14 protein-coding genes are annotated in these 15,224 nt (G+C 64.4%); all 14 read right to left on the bottom strand.

Annotated elements, in window-relative coordinates:
* Positions 1 to 45: 45 nt before the first annotated feature.
* Positions 46 to 1,404, bottom strand: coding sequence for an MlaD family protein (locus BKG76_RS12580; RefSeq protein ID WP_070937932.1), 1,359 nt, complete (start codon positions 1,402 to 1,404; stop codon positions 46 to 48).
* A complete protein-coding gene (locus tag BKG76_RS12575; RefSeq protein WP_070937931.1) occupies positions 1,401 to 2,588 on the bottom strand; it encodes an MlaD family protein in 1,188 nt (395 codons plus the stop codon). Before BKG76_RS12575 ends, BKG76_RS12580 begins: the two co-directional genes overlap by 4 nt.
* The gene (locus tag BKG76_RS12570) at positions 2,588 to 3,727 is read right to left on the bottom strand and encodes an MCE family protein (protein WP_070937930.1); all 1,140 of its coding nucleotides are present in this window, start codon (positions 3,725 to 3,727) and stop codon (positions 2,588 to 2,590) included. The genes BKG76_RS12575 and BKG76_RS12570 overlap by 1 nt, the downstream gene beginning before the upstream one ends.
* Positions 3,724 to 4,749: an MCE family protein gene (locus tag BKG76_RS12565; protein ID WP_070937929.1), complete on the bottom strand. Its 1,026-nt coding sequence runs from the start codon at positions 4,747 to 4,749 to the stop codon at positions 3,724 to 3,726. The genes BKG76_RS12570 and BKG76_RS12565 overlap by 4 nt, the downstream gene beginning before the upstream one ends.
* Positions 4,746 to 5,798, bottom strand: a complete 1,053-nt coding sequence (locus BKG76_RS12560) for an MCE family protein (protein WP_070937928.1) — start codon at positions 5,796 to 5,798, stop codon at positions 4,746 to 4,748. Before BKG76_RS12560 ends, BKG76_RS12565 begins: the two co-directional genes overlap by 4 nt.
* A complete protein-coding gene (locus BKG76_RS12555) occupies positions 5,795 to 7,306 on the bottom strand; it encodes an MlaD family protein (protein WP_070939180.1) in 1,512 nt (503 codons plus the stop codon). The genes BKG76_RS12560 and BKG76_RS12555 overlap by 4 nt, the downstream gene beginning before the upstream one ends.
* Position 7,307: 1 nt before the next feature.
* A complete protein-coding gene (locus BKG76_RS12550; RefSeq protein ID WP_070937927.1) occupies positions 7,308 to 8,168 on the bottom strand; it encodes an MlaE family ABC transporter permease in 861 nt (286 codons plus the stop codon).
* Positions 8,169 to 8,177: 9 nt separating this feature from the next.
* Positions 8,178 to 9,044, bottom strand: a complete 867-nt coding sequence (locus BKG76_RS12545) for an MlaE family ABC transporter permease (protein ID WP_070939179.1) — start codon at positions 9,042 to 9,044, stop codon at positions 8,178 to 8,180.
* A 375-nt stretch (positions 9,045 to 9,419) separates the two neighbouring features.
* Positions 9,420 to 9,866: a MaoC family dehydratase gene (locus tag BKG76_RS12540; RefSeq protein ID WP_070937926.1), complete on the bottom strand. Its 447-nt coding sequence runs from the start codon at positions 9,864 to 9,866 to the stop codon at positions 9,420 to 9,422.
* Positions 9,866 to 10,828: an NADPH:quinone oxidoreductase family protein gene (locus BKG76_RS12535; protein ID WP_070937925.1), complete on the bottom strand. Its 963-nt coding sequence runs from the start codon at positions 10,826 to 10,828 to the stop codon at positions 9,866 to 9,868. The genes BKG76_RS12540 and BKG76_RS12535 overlap by 1 nt, the downstream gene beginning before the upstream one ends.
* A complete protein-coding gene (locus BKG76_RS12530) occupies positions 10,825 to 11,691 on the bottom strand; it encodes an SDR family oxidoreductase (RefSeq protein ID WP_070937924.1) in 867 nt (288 codons plus the stop codon). Before BKG76_RS12530 ends, BKG76_RS12535 begins: the two co-directional genes overlap by 4 nt.
* Positions 11,692 to 11,746: 55 nt before the next feature.
* Complete coding sequence (locus tag BKG76_RS12525; protein ID WP_070937923.1) at positions 11,747 to 13,165, bottom strand: aldehyde dehydrogenase family protein; 1,419 nt, start codon at positions 13,163 to 13,165, stop codon at positions 11,747 to 11,749.
* A gap of 155 nt (positions 13,166 to 13,320) precedes the next feature.
* Positions 13,321 to 14,271, bottom strand: a complete 951-nt coding sequence (locus BKG76_RS12520; protein WP_070937922.1) for an SAM-dependent methyltransferase — start codon at positions 14,269 to 14,271, stop codon at positions 13,321 to 13,323.
* Positions 14,268 to 15,185, bottom strand: a complete 918-nt coding sequence (locus BKG76_RS12515) for a class I SAM-dependent methyltransferase (protein ID WP_070937921.1) — start codon at positions 15,183 to 15,185, stop codon at positions 14,268 to 14,270. The genes BKG76_RS12520 and BKG76_RS12515 overlap by 4 nt, the downstream gene beginning before the upstream one ends.
* Positions 15,186 to 15,224: the final 39 nt, after the last annotated feature.

The raw sequence follows: 15,224 nt of genomic DNA, 5'->3' as shown, positions 1-15,224 counted from the left end.
GGTTGTGCTCCTTGCGCGTCTTGCCGGTGCCTATCCGGGCGTTTTCTAGCGTCCGGTAGGTGGAGTATTACCGAAACCAGGCGGTGGCGCAGGCGCCTCGGGAGGCAAGGGTGCATCGCCAGGAATCGGGAGGGGCCACTGCGGTCCACCATACGGCGTGGGAATGCTCCACTTACCCCGAGGCGTTGGGTCGGACACCTTGGCCAGGTCCGCGTTGGGCGGTGGGCCGGCGGTGTCGTCGTCTCCGGGACGCGGTGCGTTGCGCGCACCGCGAACCAGCATCGCCGGATCGGGGTTGGCGCAGTACGTGGAGTACAGCGCCGGTTCGTAGAAGCTCGCGTCCGAAACGGGCGCACGTGGCGTCGCGTAATCACATGTGGGCCTTGGGTACAGCAGGTCGGCGAGCGCCCAGACCGCACCGTCGTGGAAGATCGTCGCCGCGCTCTCCAGCGTCGATCCACGGACCTCGGGCCCGGGGAACAGCGCGTTGAGCGCAGGTACGCGCACGTAGTTCAGCTGCGCGACGGTGGCGAGGTTGCCCAGCAGTTGCACCATCGTGTCGGAGTTGTCGGTAAAGAGGTTGTCCACGCTGTGCAACGTCTGCGGGGCCCTCTGGAGCAGTGTCCGGAAACCGCCGTCCATCTTCTTCAGCCCGGCGAAGGTGCTGCCCAGCTGCTGACCGGTCGCGTCCAAGCCCGAGTTGAGGTCAACGAGCGTCGAGAAGGTCACCTTGCTGGACTTGAGCAGGGTCACCGTTTCCGGCAGCACGCCGTCTAGCGTGGTGATGAGGAAGGTGCCACCGTCGAAGATGTTGGCTAGCTTCTCCGGGCCCTGGGCGCTGACACCAAGTTCCTTACGCAGGATGCTCAGCTTCTTGGTATCCAGCTGCGCCAGCAGGCCATCGGAATCCGCCAACACCTGCGCGAGAGTCATCGGGGTGGTCGCCTTGCCCAACGCGACGACACTGTTGTTCCCCAGGAACGGGCCGTTGTTCGTCGTCGGCCGGAAATCGAGGTACTGCTCACCGGCGGGCGACAGTCCGGACACCCGGACCTCGCTGTCAGCCGGTAGCTTCACCGAACCATTGATCGCCGCGGTCGCGACCACGCCACCCTTGTCCAGGTTCACGGACTCCACGCGGCCGATCGGAACCCCACGCAGCGTGACTTCCTGATTCGGCAGCAGCCCACCGGATTCGTGAAGCTGCACCTTCACCTGGTACTCGGACTCGATCGGGTTGACCTTCAAGGTCCCGAACATCACGTAACCAACACAGATGACGAGGATGGCCACCAGACCCACAACCGACAGCCATTTCCAGCTGCGCTTGAAGACGTCGCCCACCGCCAACAGGCCGCGGGAAATCGATTCCAGCAGGCCGCCGGACTGTACGGGGGCGGTCATCGGCCGGGTCCTGGTTCTGGTGCGGGGGCAGGTGCGGGCGCCGGGGCCGGTTGAGGTTCCGGGGCGGGCGGGTTCGGTCCCTGACCCACGACGCGTTCCTGCAACCTGTACAGCGAGTACTTGAAGCTGCCCACGAGGTAGCCCCAGTCAGCCTGCTTGGGACCATGGAATGTCGGATCGCCCTTGTACCCGGCGTCGGGCCAGTTACCCAATGCCAGCTTGGCCATGTTGACGTCGACGGCCAGTGCGCTACCGGCGTTGGCCTTGATCAAAATGGGGAGCAGCCGGTTCAGGGCGACCAGGCTGGTGTCCGGGCTCACCGTGACGTCATTGAACCCGCGGGCGATCGTGTTGAAATCGGTGATCATGCTGCGGGTGTCGGTGCCCTGGATCGACGGGAATTTCGCCAGCTGATCGGAGATGTGACCGGCAGTATTGGCGAGGTCAGTGACCTGGTGGGGATCGATCGCCTTCAACCCGGGTGCGCCGGCCTCCAATAGGTCGTTGATCGTCTTTTCCCGCGCCGACAGCGTCGAGGCCAACTGCGAGGTCTTGTCCAACGAGTTCTGGATCTGCGACGACCGACCGTTGAGAGTGCCCATCAACTGATCGGACTGCTTCACGATGTCACCGAACACGATGCCGTTACTGCCCTGGCCGCCCGACGACTTTCCGAGTCCGTTCACCACATGCGTCAAGTTCCGGATGACACCACCGTTGACGAGCACGGCCGCCGAGGCGAGCACACCTTCGACCGTCGCGGCCGACGAGGTGTTGTCCAGATCCAGCGTGCCGCCGTCCTTGAGGAGCTGACCGCTGGGGTTCGCCGGCGGGGTGACGGCGACGAACACATCACCCAGCGGGGTGGCGGTACGCAGCTGCGCGGTGGTTCCAACGGGCAACCGCACACCCTCACGGATGCGCAGCTGGACAACCGCCACATAGTCGACGGCATCCATCGACTCGACCTCACCGACGTCGGCACCACCGAGGCGCACCTTCGCCTTCGCGGGAAGGTTCAGAGCGTTGGCGAAACGTGCGGTCAGCTGGTAAGACTGCGAACCCATGTTGGGGGCCGGCAGCGGCAGGCTGTCGAGTCCTGGTGGGGTGCAAGCAGATATGGCAAGCGCACCGACCGCGGCCAGTGCGGCGCCCCTCAGCGTGGAAACCTTCAAGCGGCTCATCACTGCCCCATCCTGGCCATGCCGTCGAGCATGTAAGTCAGGCCGAAGTCCGGACCGTAATCGGCCATCGTTCCGGTGCTGCACCCGAGCTGCCGCAGACCCATCATGTTGCAGATTTCCTTGGTGAACTGACTCTCGAAGAGCAGCTTGTCCAGCATCGGATGCAGGCGCAGCGATCCGTTGACCGGATCGATCGCGCGGTCGACGTTGTCGAGTAGCAGCGGCAGCAGATCCAGAGTTTCCTTGAGCTCGCGCTGCTGGTCGGACAACGACTGCAGGGTGACGTTGCTGTTACTGAGCAGGCCCTTGATCACGTCGCGGTTCTTGTCGAGGAGCTCGGCGGTGTTCTTGAGGACCTCGTTGGCCTGGCGACCGGTGTTCCCGGTGCCGAATCGTTCGGCGGCCAGCACGTCGGCGGTGCCATGGACCGCGGAGCCGAACTGCCGAATTGCCTTGTCGTTCTCCCCCATCGCATTCACCAGCGAGCTCACGCTCTTGATGATCGTGCTGAGCTGATCCTTGGTCTCGGCGCCGTCCGTGGTCATCTTCAATGCCTTCGACAGCTCGTCCAGGGCCGACTTGACCTGCTCGCCGTTACCCGCCGCGGCCTGCGCACCGATGTTGACCAAGTCGGCGGCCGGACCGCCGCCCTTGCCGTCACCCTTCATCGCCGAGGCGAGTTTGTCGACGGTCGCCAGCACTCGGTCGAATCCGACGGGGGTGCGGGTGCGGTCCAGCGGAATGATGTCGCCGTCTTTGAGCACCGGGCCCTCGGTGTAGGCCGGGCTCAACGCGACGTGCCGGTCGGTGAGCACCGAGCTCGTGAAGGCGGCGGCGATGACGTTCGCCGGGACCTTCACGTCCTTGTCGACGTTGAACTTGACCTCGACGTAGGTGCCCCTCGCCTCGACCGATTCGATGGCACCCACGGGCAGACCGAGCACCTCGACCACATTGCCCACGAAAAGGCCCGAGCCTTCGTCGAATTGGGCGGTGACGGAGATCTTGTTGTCCACCACACCGGCCTTGCGCAGGCCCAGGTAACCGCCGATCGCGGCCACGACCACCAGCACCGAAACCACGCCGATCATGAATACGCGGCGGGCGGTGGACCCCTGCTGTGTCACGTTGATGCTCATGCGCAGTCCTTGAAGTACTCGAGCATGCCCCACTGCTGTGCGCGGCTACTGATGGCGCACATCCAGTTGTCCACGATCAATCCGTTGGTCAGGTTGATGCCCATCGAGTATCCGGAGCCGGTCGCGTTGGTCAGGTTCCGCAGCGGGACGGGCAGGATCTGCAACAGGTTTCGCACGTAGTCGTCGTGATCGCTGGCCATTGCCGTGACATCCCGCAGCTGCTGCAACAGCTTCTCGAAAGCGGGCCGGTCCTTGACCACGACCTTGCTCAGCAGATCGACGACCTTGGTAATCGACACCATCAAACGCTGGAACGATGCCTTACGGGATACGAACTCTCCCAGCAGATCCCGGCCCTGGAAAACCAGGTGTCCGAGATTGGCCTGCTGCCGGTGCAGCGTCGCGGTGACGGTTGAGGCACTCTTGAGCAGCTCACCGATCTGCGTCCGCCGCGTGGAGACGATCCCCGACAGCTCCTTCAGATTCTTCATGGCGTCGGGCAGCGCCTCGGGCAGGCCATCGAGCTGTTTGGCCAGGATGTCGATGGACTGGGCCAGCTTCGCCGTATCGACTTGCTCATAGGTGGCGGCGGTATCCGCAAGCAGCGCCTGCAGGTCGTATGGCACCTCTGTGTGCGACAACGGGATTCGCTTGTTCGGGATGACGCCCGCGCCACGCGGCCGCAGCTCGACGTACCGGGAACCCAGCAGCGTGGTGGTCTTGATCGCGGCTTGCGTATCGGCGCCCAGCTTCACCTCATCGCGCACTCGCATGTCGACGAGCACCCGAGTGCCGTCGAGCACAACGCTTTTCACCTCACCGACGTCCACACCCGCGACGCTGACGTAGTCGCCCTTCTTGAGCTGCGCTGCCTGCGCGAATTCCGCCTTGTATCGGGTGTATCCGAAACCGATCTGGCGGAACAGCAGCATCGACGCGATGAGGGCCACGACGACACCGACGGCGATCATGCCGATCCAGAACTTGCTGCGGTCCTCTAGCGTGCGTTCACGGGGGCTCATTCGATCCCTCGGCATTTCGGTGTGTACTTGGCGACACCGCCGTTGGTGGCGTGCCGGACGATGGAGGGCACCAAGTCGTTCAGACCCGGGAAGAATCCGTTGATGTTCAGCTGGCAGGCATACGAGTTGCCGTAGGCCCCGTCCTGCATTGTGCGGGCCAAACCCTTGAGCAGCAGCGGCAGGTTGGAACCGAGGAAGGCGAACTGATCCTTGTTGGCAAGGATGTGCGCGGCGGTACCGGGCTCGCGGTAGACGAGTTCCTGCATCTGCGGATAGACGTTGTCTCCGATGGTCTGGATCCGGCTGACCACGTGGGTCGCCGAACCAATCGACGAGACCAGACTCTGGCGCCGGTTGTCCAGCTCACCGACGACGTTCTGGCTCTGGAGCACGAGCTGGTCGAGGTTGTCGTTCTGCTTGGCGACGTTGTCCAGGACCGTATTGAGGTTGTCGATCAGCTCTCCCAACGATTGATCACGTCCGGCAAAGGATTTCGTGATCTCGGTGGTCTGCGCGACGACATGGGCCAGTGCACCTCTGTCACCGGCGAACGCATCGATGAGCCCGTTGGACAGGTTATCGACCTGCTTGGGGTCCAAGAGAGTGAAAAGCGGCTCGAATCCGTTGAGCAGCGCGCCGACGTCGAAGGACGGTTCGGTGCGCTCCACCGGGATGACGCTGCCTTCGGGCAAACGCTCCGGACTGCCTTCCACACCGCGAGACAGCGAGATGTATCGCTGTCCGATGATGTTCTGGTAGGTCACCGAGACAATCGAATTGCCGTACAGATTCTGGTTGCTCTTGACCCGGAACTTGAGCTTGGCAAGCGAACCATCCAACTCGATCGAGTCAACACGGCCCACCCGTACACCCGCGATGCGCACGTCGTCACCGGCCCGAACACCGGTGACGTCGGTGAAGATCGCGGTGTAGCTCTTGGTCGAGCCCGTGGTGTCGCGACGCAGGGTGCCGTAGACCAGGGTGGTCACAGCGATGGCGAACACGACGAACAGCGACAGTCCGATCGCCGCAGCCCGGAAGTTCTTCATCGCCCGCCTCCCTGAGCCGAATTGGCTTGGCCGGCATCAGCGGCCGACTCATCACGACTCACCGAGATGGTCGTTCCGCGTGCCACCGGGCCGAGCAGCAGCTGCTGCGCGGTGCTCGCGTCGCCACCCAGCGCCTTGCCGAGCTGCTGGCGCTCGACGGCGCTCCCTACCGGTCCGACATTTCCGCCGAACGCGGCAGGTGCCACTCCAGCGGCAGGTGCCGGGTTGGGCGGCGGACCGAACGGCGGCAGCACCGGGTTCGCGGCCCTGTCGACTTCCTGCGGGTTGGGGCCCGCGCCATGCAGCATGATGTCGGCGGCGGGCGGCGGGAAGAGCGTTCCCGCAGGCGGGGCAATATCCGGCGGCGGTTTGTAGCTGCCGGGCTGCAGCACCTCGGGAATGTCGATCCACTGGCGCGTCTCGGGCGCAGTGGTGCAGCTCGGTCCGGCCAGCTCGCCGTACCGCGGGCAGTCATCACGGACGTAGGTCCAGGCCGGGCTGAACGACAGAATGAGGTTCAGGCCGATGACCTGGCGGCCGGGGTCCCATCCGTTGGCGAACGCCGCATCCGACAGCACCTTGATGCGCGATGCGATCGGCACGAACTTGTCCGCGTTCTGGGCGAGGACACCGACAACCGGGGTCAGGTGGGTGCCGATACCGATCATCTGGTCGATGTGGTTGTCGATAGCGGTCGACGCGGTCCCGGTGGTGTGCAAACCGGCCGAAAGTAACCCGCGCACATCGGCTTGCTTCTGGGCCAGGGTGCGCAGGGGCACCAAGGCGTTCTCCAGGTTGTCCAGCAGACGCGGCGACGTGGTGCTCAGCGCGTCGGACACCTTCTCCAGCGCCGCGATCGTCGAGGGATCGTTGGGGCTGGCGGTGACCATGGCATTGAACTCGGTGAGGATTGCCTGCAGTTGCGCCCCGGAGGTCAGCAGCTTGTTACCGCGGCCCTGCGTGGCCTCGCCGAACACGCCGATCAGACCGACCGGCGGGTCGCCGCGTTGGCGTTCGGTGGCGGCGAGTACCTGGCGCAGCTTGTTGGTGGTGGTCTGGAAAAGCACCGTCGGCAGCTTGGTGTCCTCGGTGATCACCGCGCCGTTGCGGAGCCCGGCGCCGTCACCGTTGTCGACCAGCTGCACCGACGACACCGCGAACACATTGCTGGGGACCACTCGCGCGGTGACCGTGCTCGGAATCCCGCTGGCGTGCTCCGGCTTGATGTCGATATGCACGATGTTCGGCTTGCCGTCTTCGGCGGGTGTCACCGACGTGACTGCGCCGACGAGCATGCCGCGGAACTTCACGTCGGCACGTTCGGGAAGACCGTCACCGACGTTCGTGAGCTGTGCGTCGACCTTGACGGTGTCTTCGAGATAGCCCTTGGACTTGGCGAGCAGGAGCCCGGTCACCAAGCCCAAGATGGCCAGCACCGCGAGGCCCGCCACGAGCAGGCCCCGATCGGACCAGCCGCGACCGCTCGCCGAGAACGAACCACCACTCACGTCAACCACCGAACCTTGCGCCGGCATCGACTCCCCACAAGGCCATGGTGAGGAGCATGTTCACGATGATCACGACGGTGATGGCCGCGCGCATCGCGTGTCCGGCGGCCACACCCACGCCCTCGGGACCGCCCGAGGCGTTGAATCCGAAGTAGCACTGGATGGTTGAGGCGATCCACACAAAGATGACGGCCTTGATCACGGAGTAGACGACATCCGTGCCGCTCAGCATCATCGTGAAGTAGTGGTTGTAGGCACCGCCGATCGATCCGCCGCTGGAGATCCCGACGAGCAGACGGCAGGTGATGTAGCTGATCACCAGGCACAGCAGGTACAGCGGCACGACGGCGACCGTGGAAGCCAGCAGTCGGGTGGTGACCAGGTACGGGATGGGCCGGATGGCGAGCGCGTCCAGCGCGTCGATCTCCTCGTTGATGCGCTGGGCACCCAGCTGCGCGGTGAAGCGGCAGCCGGCTTGCATCGCGAAGGCGAGGGCGGCCATGACCGGCGCCAACTCGCGCGTCGAGACCAGCGAGGAGATGAATCCGGTGGCAGGGCCCAGACCGATGATGTTCAGCAGGTTGTAGGCCTCGATGCCGATCAGGGCACCAATGGTGGCTCCCAGCACCGCGGCCACACCCACGGTGCCACCGCCCGTAACCAACGACCCGTTTCCCCAGGTGACGTCGGCCAGTAGCCGGAAGAACTCCTTGGAGTAGTAGCGCAGGGAGGTCGGGATGGACGCCATGGCCTCGACGAAGAACGCCAGCATGTGTCCGAGCCGCCGAATCGACTGGGCGATCCGATGTCCGGCGTCGATGATCGGCTGAACGCCCTTGGGGCGGTATGTGGAGATAGTCATGGCGGGCCCTTATATCCCGTGCCTGGGGAAGACCATGACGTATACCTGGCTGACAAGCACGTTGATCAGCATCAGCACCAGGATCGACTCGACGACCGCGGCGTTGACCGAGTTGGCCACACCGGCCGGGCCGCCCTTGGTGGTCAGCCCCTTATCGCAGGCGACGATCGCGACGATGAGTCCATAGAGGATCGCCTTGAGTAGCGCCAGCACAAGGTCGTCGACACGAGTGAACGAGGCGAAGGTCGCCACGAAGCTTCCGGGTGCGCCGTGCTGGAAGTAGACGTTGAACAGATAACTCGCGAGGAAGCCGACGAAGCACGTTGTACCCGTGAGACCGACACCGACCAGCACAGCGGCGGCGACGCGCGGGACGACGAGGCGTCGAATCACCGACACACCCATCACTTCCATGGCATCGATCTCTTCGCGCATGGTTCGTGAGCCCAGGTCGGCGGTGATGGCCGAACCGACCGCGGAGGCCATCAGCACGGCGGCCACCAGAGAGGCACCCTGACGCACGATCGCGACACCACTTGCGGCGCCCGCCAGTGAGGCGGCACCGACCTGGCCCGCCAACAGAGCGAACTGGATGGACAGCGTGACACCGATCGGGATGGCCACTAGCAGTGTCGGCACCACAGCGCTGCCGGCCATGAACGCACCCTGATGGACGAATTCCCGCCACGGGAAGGCGCGGTGGACGATGTCCGAGAACATGTACTGCATCGCCCGCACACCGAGGACGATCTGGCTGCCGGCGGTTTCCACCGCCTGCACGGGGTGCTTGCGTACGTATTCTTTAAGGGCGCCGGAAACCGCGTCACGAGACGGTGTGGCGGGCCGTACCGGGCTTGTTCCCTCGAATGTGGTCATCGTGCGCTCACGATCCAACACGCCGAATACCCAAGGGCAACACGTCCGCGTGCTGGCTGACCCACGTGATGCCCTCTCGTCCCAAACCTCTCGGGCCCACTATCTTCGCTGGTCACAGAGAAAGCAGGGCCCGAACTGAGCAGTAACATAACACCTGACTGACGTGATCTACACATCGTCGTAGATCACGGTGAGATTTTCGACACGCTGCTATGTGGGGTGTCCAACTTCTTGACAAGGGACGACAAACCGGCAGGTCACGATTCCATTGAGCGAGAATGGGTATCAAGCCCCGCAACCGTGCTGTCTTTCGTCCCGAAGAGCGAGTTACGCGTAGAACACCTCGCCCCGGACCTCAGATCTGTTCCCAGAACGTCAGGCGATGTAGCGCGAAATCGATTCGGCCACACAGGCTGGCTTGTCGGCACCTTCGATCTCGACAGTGGTCACGATCGTCACGTCCACCGAGCCGGGCTTCTGTTCGATGTTGGTCACCTCGGCACGCGCCCGCAATCTCGATCCGACCTTCACCGGATTGATGAATCGAACCTTGTTGTAGCCGTAGTTGATTCCCATGGCGATGTTGTCGACACGAATCAGCTCGAACTGAAAGTGCGGCAGCAGCGACAAGGTCAGCAGTCCGTGCGCGATGGTGCCCCCGAACGGACCGGCAGCGGCTCGTTCGGGGTCGACGTGAATCCACTGGTGATCACCGGTGGCGTCGGCGAAGGTGTTGACGCGCTCCTGGTCAACCAGCAGCCAATCGCTGGTGCCCAGATCGCCGGTGGTGATTTCGTCAATTCCGTTGAAGATCTTGGTCATTACGGCACCAGAACCATCTTCCCGTACACCTTCCCGTCGGCGAAGTCCTGCAACGCCTGACGGCCCTCCGACAGTGGGATACGCGCGCTTACGGGCGGGCGCATGCCCTCCGTAACGAGCTTGGCCAGCCCCGCCTGGGTCTCGTACAGATAGTCAGCGTGCGTGCGCAGGAACTCGCCCCAGGCCACACCGACCAACGACGCATTACGCAGCAGCAACCGATTCACCTTGATGGTCGGTATCCCGCCTGCGGCGAATCCAACGACCAGCAAGCGCCCTTCGGGGGCCAACGTGCGTACCGCGTCGTCGAATGCGGGGCCACCGATCGGGTCGACCACCATGTCCACACCCACGCCGCCGGTGGCCTCGCGTACGGCCTTGGCCCAGCCCTCTTCCAGCGGCAACACGACATCCGCACCCACGCTGGAGACGAATTCCGTTGCGGCCGTCCGGTTGACCACGGCGATGACCCTCGCGCCCATGCCCTTGGCAATCTGGATCGCCGCGGTACCGATACCACCGGCGGCACCCAGGACCAGCACCGTCTCGCCGGCACGCAAGTGTCCACGACGGGCATAGGCGAAGTACATCGTGTGGTAGTTCGCGATGAGCGCCACGGCCTCCGCATCATCCAGCTCGGGAGGCGTGGGAAGCACATTGGAAGGCCCCACTGCGACGCGTTCGGCATATCCGCCGATGAAATTGAACGCCATCACCCGGTCACCGGGTTTCACCCCGGCGCCCTCGGGAGCCGAGCGCACCACGCCGGCGGTCTCGATCCCCGGAACGAAGGGGGGCTCCATCTTCAGTTGGTATTCGCCCTTGGTCATCAAATAGTCGGGGAAGCACACCCCCGCGGCCTTGACGTCGACGATGACGACGTTGTCGCCGCGCGGTTCCTCGACATCGGTGTACACCAGGCCTTCCGGGCCCGATAACGACTGCGCCTGTATCGCTTTCATGCGAGCGACGGGGGGCCGGCTTTGGTGACGGTGGAGAGATCCTCGATCTGACCCCAGCGCGCGGCTACCTCGTCGACCGTGGGCGGAGAGGCGAAGGTGGCACCGGCGTTCTCAAAGAGCGCCACGCGCTGCACCTTGCCGCCGCCCACCACGAAAACCGAACCGTTGTCGGCGCTTTCCTCCGTGCACAGGTATCCGACGACCGGCGCCACGAAGGACGGCGGCAGTTGTTCCAGCACTGCTTCGGAGGCGATGTCGGCGGTCATGCGGGTGGCGGCGATCGGAGCGATCGCGTTGGAGTGAATGTTGTACTTGGCCCCCTCCAACGCGAGGGTGTTGATGAGTCCGACGAGGCCGAGCTTGGCCGCGCCGTAGTTGGCCTGACCGAAGTTTCCGAACAGACCACTGGTCGAGGTGGCGACCACGATCCGGCCGTAGCCCTGCTCACGGAAATGCGGCCACGCCGCGCGGGTGATGTTGTATCCGCCGTACAGGTGAACCTGTTGCACCGCATGCCAATTGTCGTAGGTCATCTTGTGGAACGTGCCGTCCCGCAGGATGCCCGCATTGCTCACCACACCGTGAATGGCCCCGAACTCGTCGAGCGCGGTCTTCACGATGTTGGCCGCACCTTCTTCGGTGGCGACGCTGTCATAGTTGGCGACCGCCCGGCCACCGGCCGCCTTGATCTCGTCGACCACGCCGTCCGCCATCGCAGACCCCGCGCCCGATCCGTCCCGGGCACCGCCCAAGTCGTTGACTACGACCTGAGCGCCCTCGCCGGCAAGGGTGAGCGCGTACTCGCGGCCCAGCCCCCCTCCGGCTCCGGTCACGACAATTACCCGGTCTTGCACTCCCGGCATGCAGAACTCCTATTCACTTGACACTTCATTGGGTTGAGTGAAACTAAAAGCTTTGTTACATAAGCTTTTTCATCAGCTTCAGGTTCTTCTCCAGATACGGAGGGTAGGGAAGCTTGAGATCCATCTTGGTGCTCTTGTACAGAGTCGACTTGAGGTGGCTGAACTCGTCGAAGCCGGCCTTGCCGTGGTAGGCACCCATGCCGCTGGCACCGACGCCACCGAACGGCAGGTTCGGGATGACGGCGTGATACAGCAGGTGGTTGATCACGGTGCCGCCCGCGGGAACGTCGTCGATGAACCGGTTACCGGTCTTCTTGGACTCGGTGAAGGCATAGGCCGCCAACGGCTTTGGCCGCGAGTTGATGAAGTCAATGGCGTCGTCCAGCGAGTCGGCGGTCAGCACCGGCAGGATGGGCCCGAAGATCTCGTTCTGCATGAGCGGCTCGTCGGCGCTGGGGTCGACCACTATCGTCGGCTCGATGGTGAGCGCCGATGCGTCGGAGCCACCACCCGTCGCGACCTCTCCTTCGGTCGCCGCCAGGTACCCGACCAGACGATCGAACTGGCGCTGGTTGACTACCCGCAGTCCCTTGGATTCCTTGTCGGCCTGGAACTCTGCCCACGCTGCCGTGATCTTCTCCACCAGCTCGTCGCGCACCGCCGAATCGACGAGGACGTAGTCGGGAGCCAAACACACCTGACCGGAGTTGAGCCCCTTCATGTATCCGATGCGGCGGGCCGCCACCTCGATGTTGGCATCGGCGGCCACGTACACCGGCGACTTGCCGCCAAGCTCCAGCGCGACCGGAGTCAGATGTGCGGCAGCACCTTCCAAGATGCGCTTGCCGATCTCGGTACCGCCGGTGAACAGCGCCTTGTCGAAACCTTGGGCCAGCAGTTCCTGGGTGACCAATCCGTCGCCCTCCACGACGACCACCGCATGCGGGTCCAGGTACTGCGGAATGAGCTTGGCCATCAATGCCGATGAGGCCGGCGCGATCTCCGATGGCTTGATGGCCACCGTGTTGCCCGCCGCCAGCGCGCCGACCACCGGCCCGAGCGTGAGGTACAGCGGGAAGTTCCACGCACCGATGACCAGCACCGTGCCATAGGGCTCGGGTACCGACCACGCCTTCGCCGGCTGCTGCGCCAGCGGAAGACCGCGCACGCGCTTGCGTCGCATCCAGCGGCGCAGGTTCTTACGCGCGTAGACGACCTCTACAACCGAACCGACAACGTCGGCGATCCAGGCCTCGGCCGACGAACGGCCCAAATCCTCGTGCAGGGCGGTTGCGATGGCGGCTTCGTTCTCGGAGAAGAGCCGCTCCAAACCGACGAGCTGCGCCTTGCGCCAGTGGTAGTCGCGTGTCCGGCCTGTCGCGAACGTCTCCCGCAGGCCCCGAACGATCCCCGGAATGCGTGAGGGCTCGGCCGCAGCGTGCTGGTCGGCGGGCGTAGAGATCTCGGTGGTCATATCCGTTCCTCTCGATGGCAGGCTCATAGTGAGCGCATCTCCGCAGGTCACACACGTGCACACGGACTCGCGATGGCAGCTAAGTGAGCTGTATCACCGATGGTAACCAACCAGTTGGGACCTGAGAACCCCGCACCCCTGGGGGCAGTGCTCCGTCAGCCCTTGAGTTCGGCCTCGATCAAGACGTTCCCGCGTAGATCCTCTTCAACGTAGGCCCGTCGACCCGCATCCGCCATCTCCACTTCGGCGGGTATCGCCCGAACAGTCCAGCCACGGCCCGCAAGCCATTGGGAGACATCGGTGCGGTTCTCGTCGTGGTACATCAGCGATCCGACATCGAGCGACTCGCCATCCATCCCGGCCAGCTTGCGAGCCCGGTCGAAGTGTTCGCGCATCTTGCTGCGGAACTCTTGGCGCTTGTCGTTGTCAGGCCCGACGGCTTCCACGGCGATCCTGCTACCCGGCGCGCTCTGGTCCACGATCAGCTCGAAGAGGTGGTCTTGCGCCTCGGTCGGCAGATACATCAGCAGTCCCTCGGCCAGCCACGCCGTCGGCTTCGCGACGTCAAATCCCTCGTCTTGCAATGCGGCCGGCCAGTCCTGCCGAAGGTCGACGGGCACCTCCCGGCGCAGACAAGCGGAACGTACGTCGTGCTCATCGAGCGTTTGCCGCTTGTACTGCAGCACCAGCGGCTGATCGATCTCGTAGACGGTGGTATCCACCGGCCAGTCCAGTCGATACGCGCGAGAATCGAGCCCGGCGGCAAGAATCACCACCTGGGTGATTCCCGCACGCGATGCCCGCTCAAAAAACCCGTCGAAGAATCTGGTGCGGACCGCCTGATAATCCACCGCGTATTGCATGATGCGTTCGGCCTCCGGGTCGAGCTCGGCCAGCTGCTGTCGCAGCCCGTCGCTCGCGATCACCGACCAGGCACCGGACCCGGCACGCTCCACGAGGAGTTGCGCAAAGGGATCCTTGATGAGCGGCGTCTCACTGCGGGTTTCGGCCGCCCGCGCGGCCGCCACCATCACCGCGGTGGCACCCACGCTGCTGGCGATGTCCCAGCTGTCGTCATCGGACCGTGCGGTGGTCGTATCGGTCACCGAAGTTCTCCCTGGATCAGCTGGCCGCGGAACGTTCCCTGCTGGATATCCTCAGGCACCGGGCGGCCCAGGCGCGCCATTTCGTCGTGTGCGTCGGTCTTGGTCACCGACCATCCGTGCGCCTCAAGCCATTCCGCGGGGTCGGCCCGGTTCTCGTCTTCGTAGATCAGGTTCTCGATGGTGACGTCGACGTCGACGGCTGTCTTGAAGGCCGCGCGCACCTGTTCCCGGCGCGCTGCCTCCTCCTCGCTCTCGTCCAGGATCAGCTTCCCGTCGTACCCCTCCACGGCGATACGGCTTCCCAGCGCGCTCAAGGCACCGACGTTGATGAAGAGGCTGTCCTGGGCATCGGCGGGGAGATACGGCAGCAGGCCCTCGGCAAGCCATGCCGTGGGTTGTGCGGAATCGAACCCGGCGGCGCGCAGCGCAGCCAGCCAGTCCTCGCGCAGATCGACGGCCACACCCTGCCGCTGGGCCGTGGGCTGGTGGGCGGCAAGGGCGGCGGCCTTGAACTCCAGAACCTGGGGCTGGTCGATCTCGTAGACGGTGGTGCCGGCCGGCCAGTCGAGCCGGTATGCGCGCGAGTCCAGGCCCGACGCGAGGATCACGATCTGCCGGATACCCGCCGCGGCCGCGGCCAGGAAGTAGCTGTCGAAGAAGTGGGTGCGCGTGGCCTGGTAGTCGACCATTCGGCCGTAGATCCGGCCGGCCTCCGGGTCGGGCCAGTCGATATCTCCGGCGACAAAGCGCTCCCAGCCCGTCGCCTTACCGGTCGCCTCGACGAGTATCCGGGCGAAGGGATCGCTGATGAGCGGGTCGGCCCGCAGTGTCTCGGTGGCCCGTGCGGCCGCCACACCGAGGGCGGTTGCCCCCACACTGGAGGTGATGTCCCAGGTGTCGCCATCGACGCGCATTCCGGTCCTCTCTAGGCAAACTAGACCCAATAGTGAGCA

The organism is Mycobacteroides franklinii (assembly GCF_001853795.1).
GTDB lineage: Bacteria > Actinomycetota > Actinomycetes > Mycobacteriales > Mycobacteriaceae > Mycobacterium > Mycobacterium franklinii.
The sequence above is the reverse complement of the archived record's forward strand: the minus strand, read 5'-3'. Positions and strand labels throughout refer to the sequence as shown.

Bases quoted from the DNA above. Each gene is read 5' to 3' on its own strand.
- BKG76_RS12540 (WP_070937926.1), bottom strand. From the start codon at position 9,866: ATGACCAAGATCTTCAACGGAATTGACGAAATCACCACCGGCGATCTG.
- BKG76_RS12580 (WP_070937932.1), bottom strand. From the start codon at position 1,404: ATGACCGCCCCCGTACAGTCCGGCGGCCTGCTGGAATCGATTTCCCGC.
- BKG76_RS12530 (WP_070937924.1), bottom strand. From the start codon at position 11,691: ATGCCGGGAGTGCAAGACCGGGTAATTGTCGTGACCGGAGCCGGAGGG.
- BKG76_RS12535 (WP_070937925.1), bottom strand. From the start codon at position 10,828: ATGAAAGCGATACAGGCGCAGTCGTTATCGGGCCCGGAAGGCCTGGTG.
- BKG76_RS12525 (WP_070937923.1), bottom strand. From the start codon at position 13,165: ATGACCACCGAGATCTCTACGCCCGCCGACCAGCACGCTGCGGCCGAG.
- BKG76_RS12570 (WP_070937930.1), bottom strand. From the start codon at position 3,727: ATGAGCATCAACGTGACACAGCAGGGGTCCACCGCCCGCCGCGTATTC.
- BKG76_RS12560 (WP_070937928.1), bottom strand. From the start codon at position 5,798: ATGAAGAACTTCCGGGCTGCGGCGATCGGACTGTCGCTGTTCGTCGTG.
- BKG76_RS12545 (WP_070939179.1), bottom strand. From the start codon at position 9,044: ATGACCACATTCGAGGGAACAAGCCCGGTACGGCCCGCCACACCGTCT.
- BKG76_RS12550 (WP_070937927.1), bottom strand. From the start codon at position 8,168: ATGACTATCTCCACATACCGCCCCAAGGGCGTTCAGCCGATCATCGAC.
- BKG76_RS12565 (WP_070937929.1), bottom strand. From the start codon at position 4,749: ATGAGCCCCCGTGAACGCACGCTAGAGGACCGCAGCAAGTTCTGGATC.
- BKG76_RS12575 (WP_070937931.1), bottom strand. From the start codon at position 2,588: ATGAGCCGCTTGAAGGTTTCCACGCTGAGGGGCGCCGCACTGGCCGCG.
- BKG76_RS12515 (WP_070937921.1), bottom strand. From the start codon at position 15,185: ATGCGCGTCGATGGCGACACCTGGGACATCACCTCCAGTGTGGGGGCA.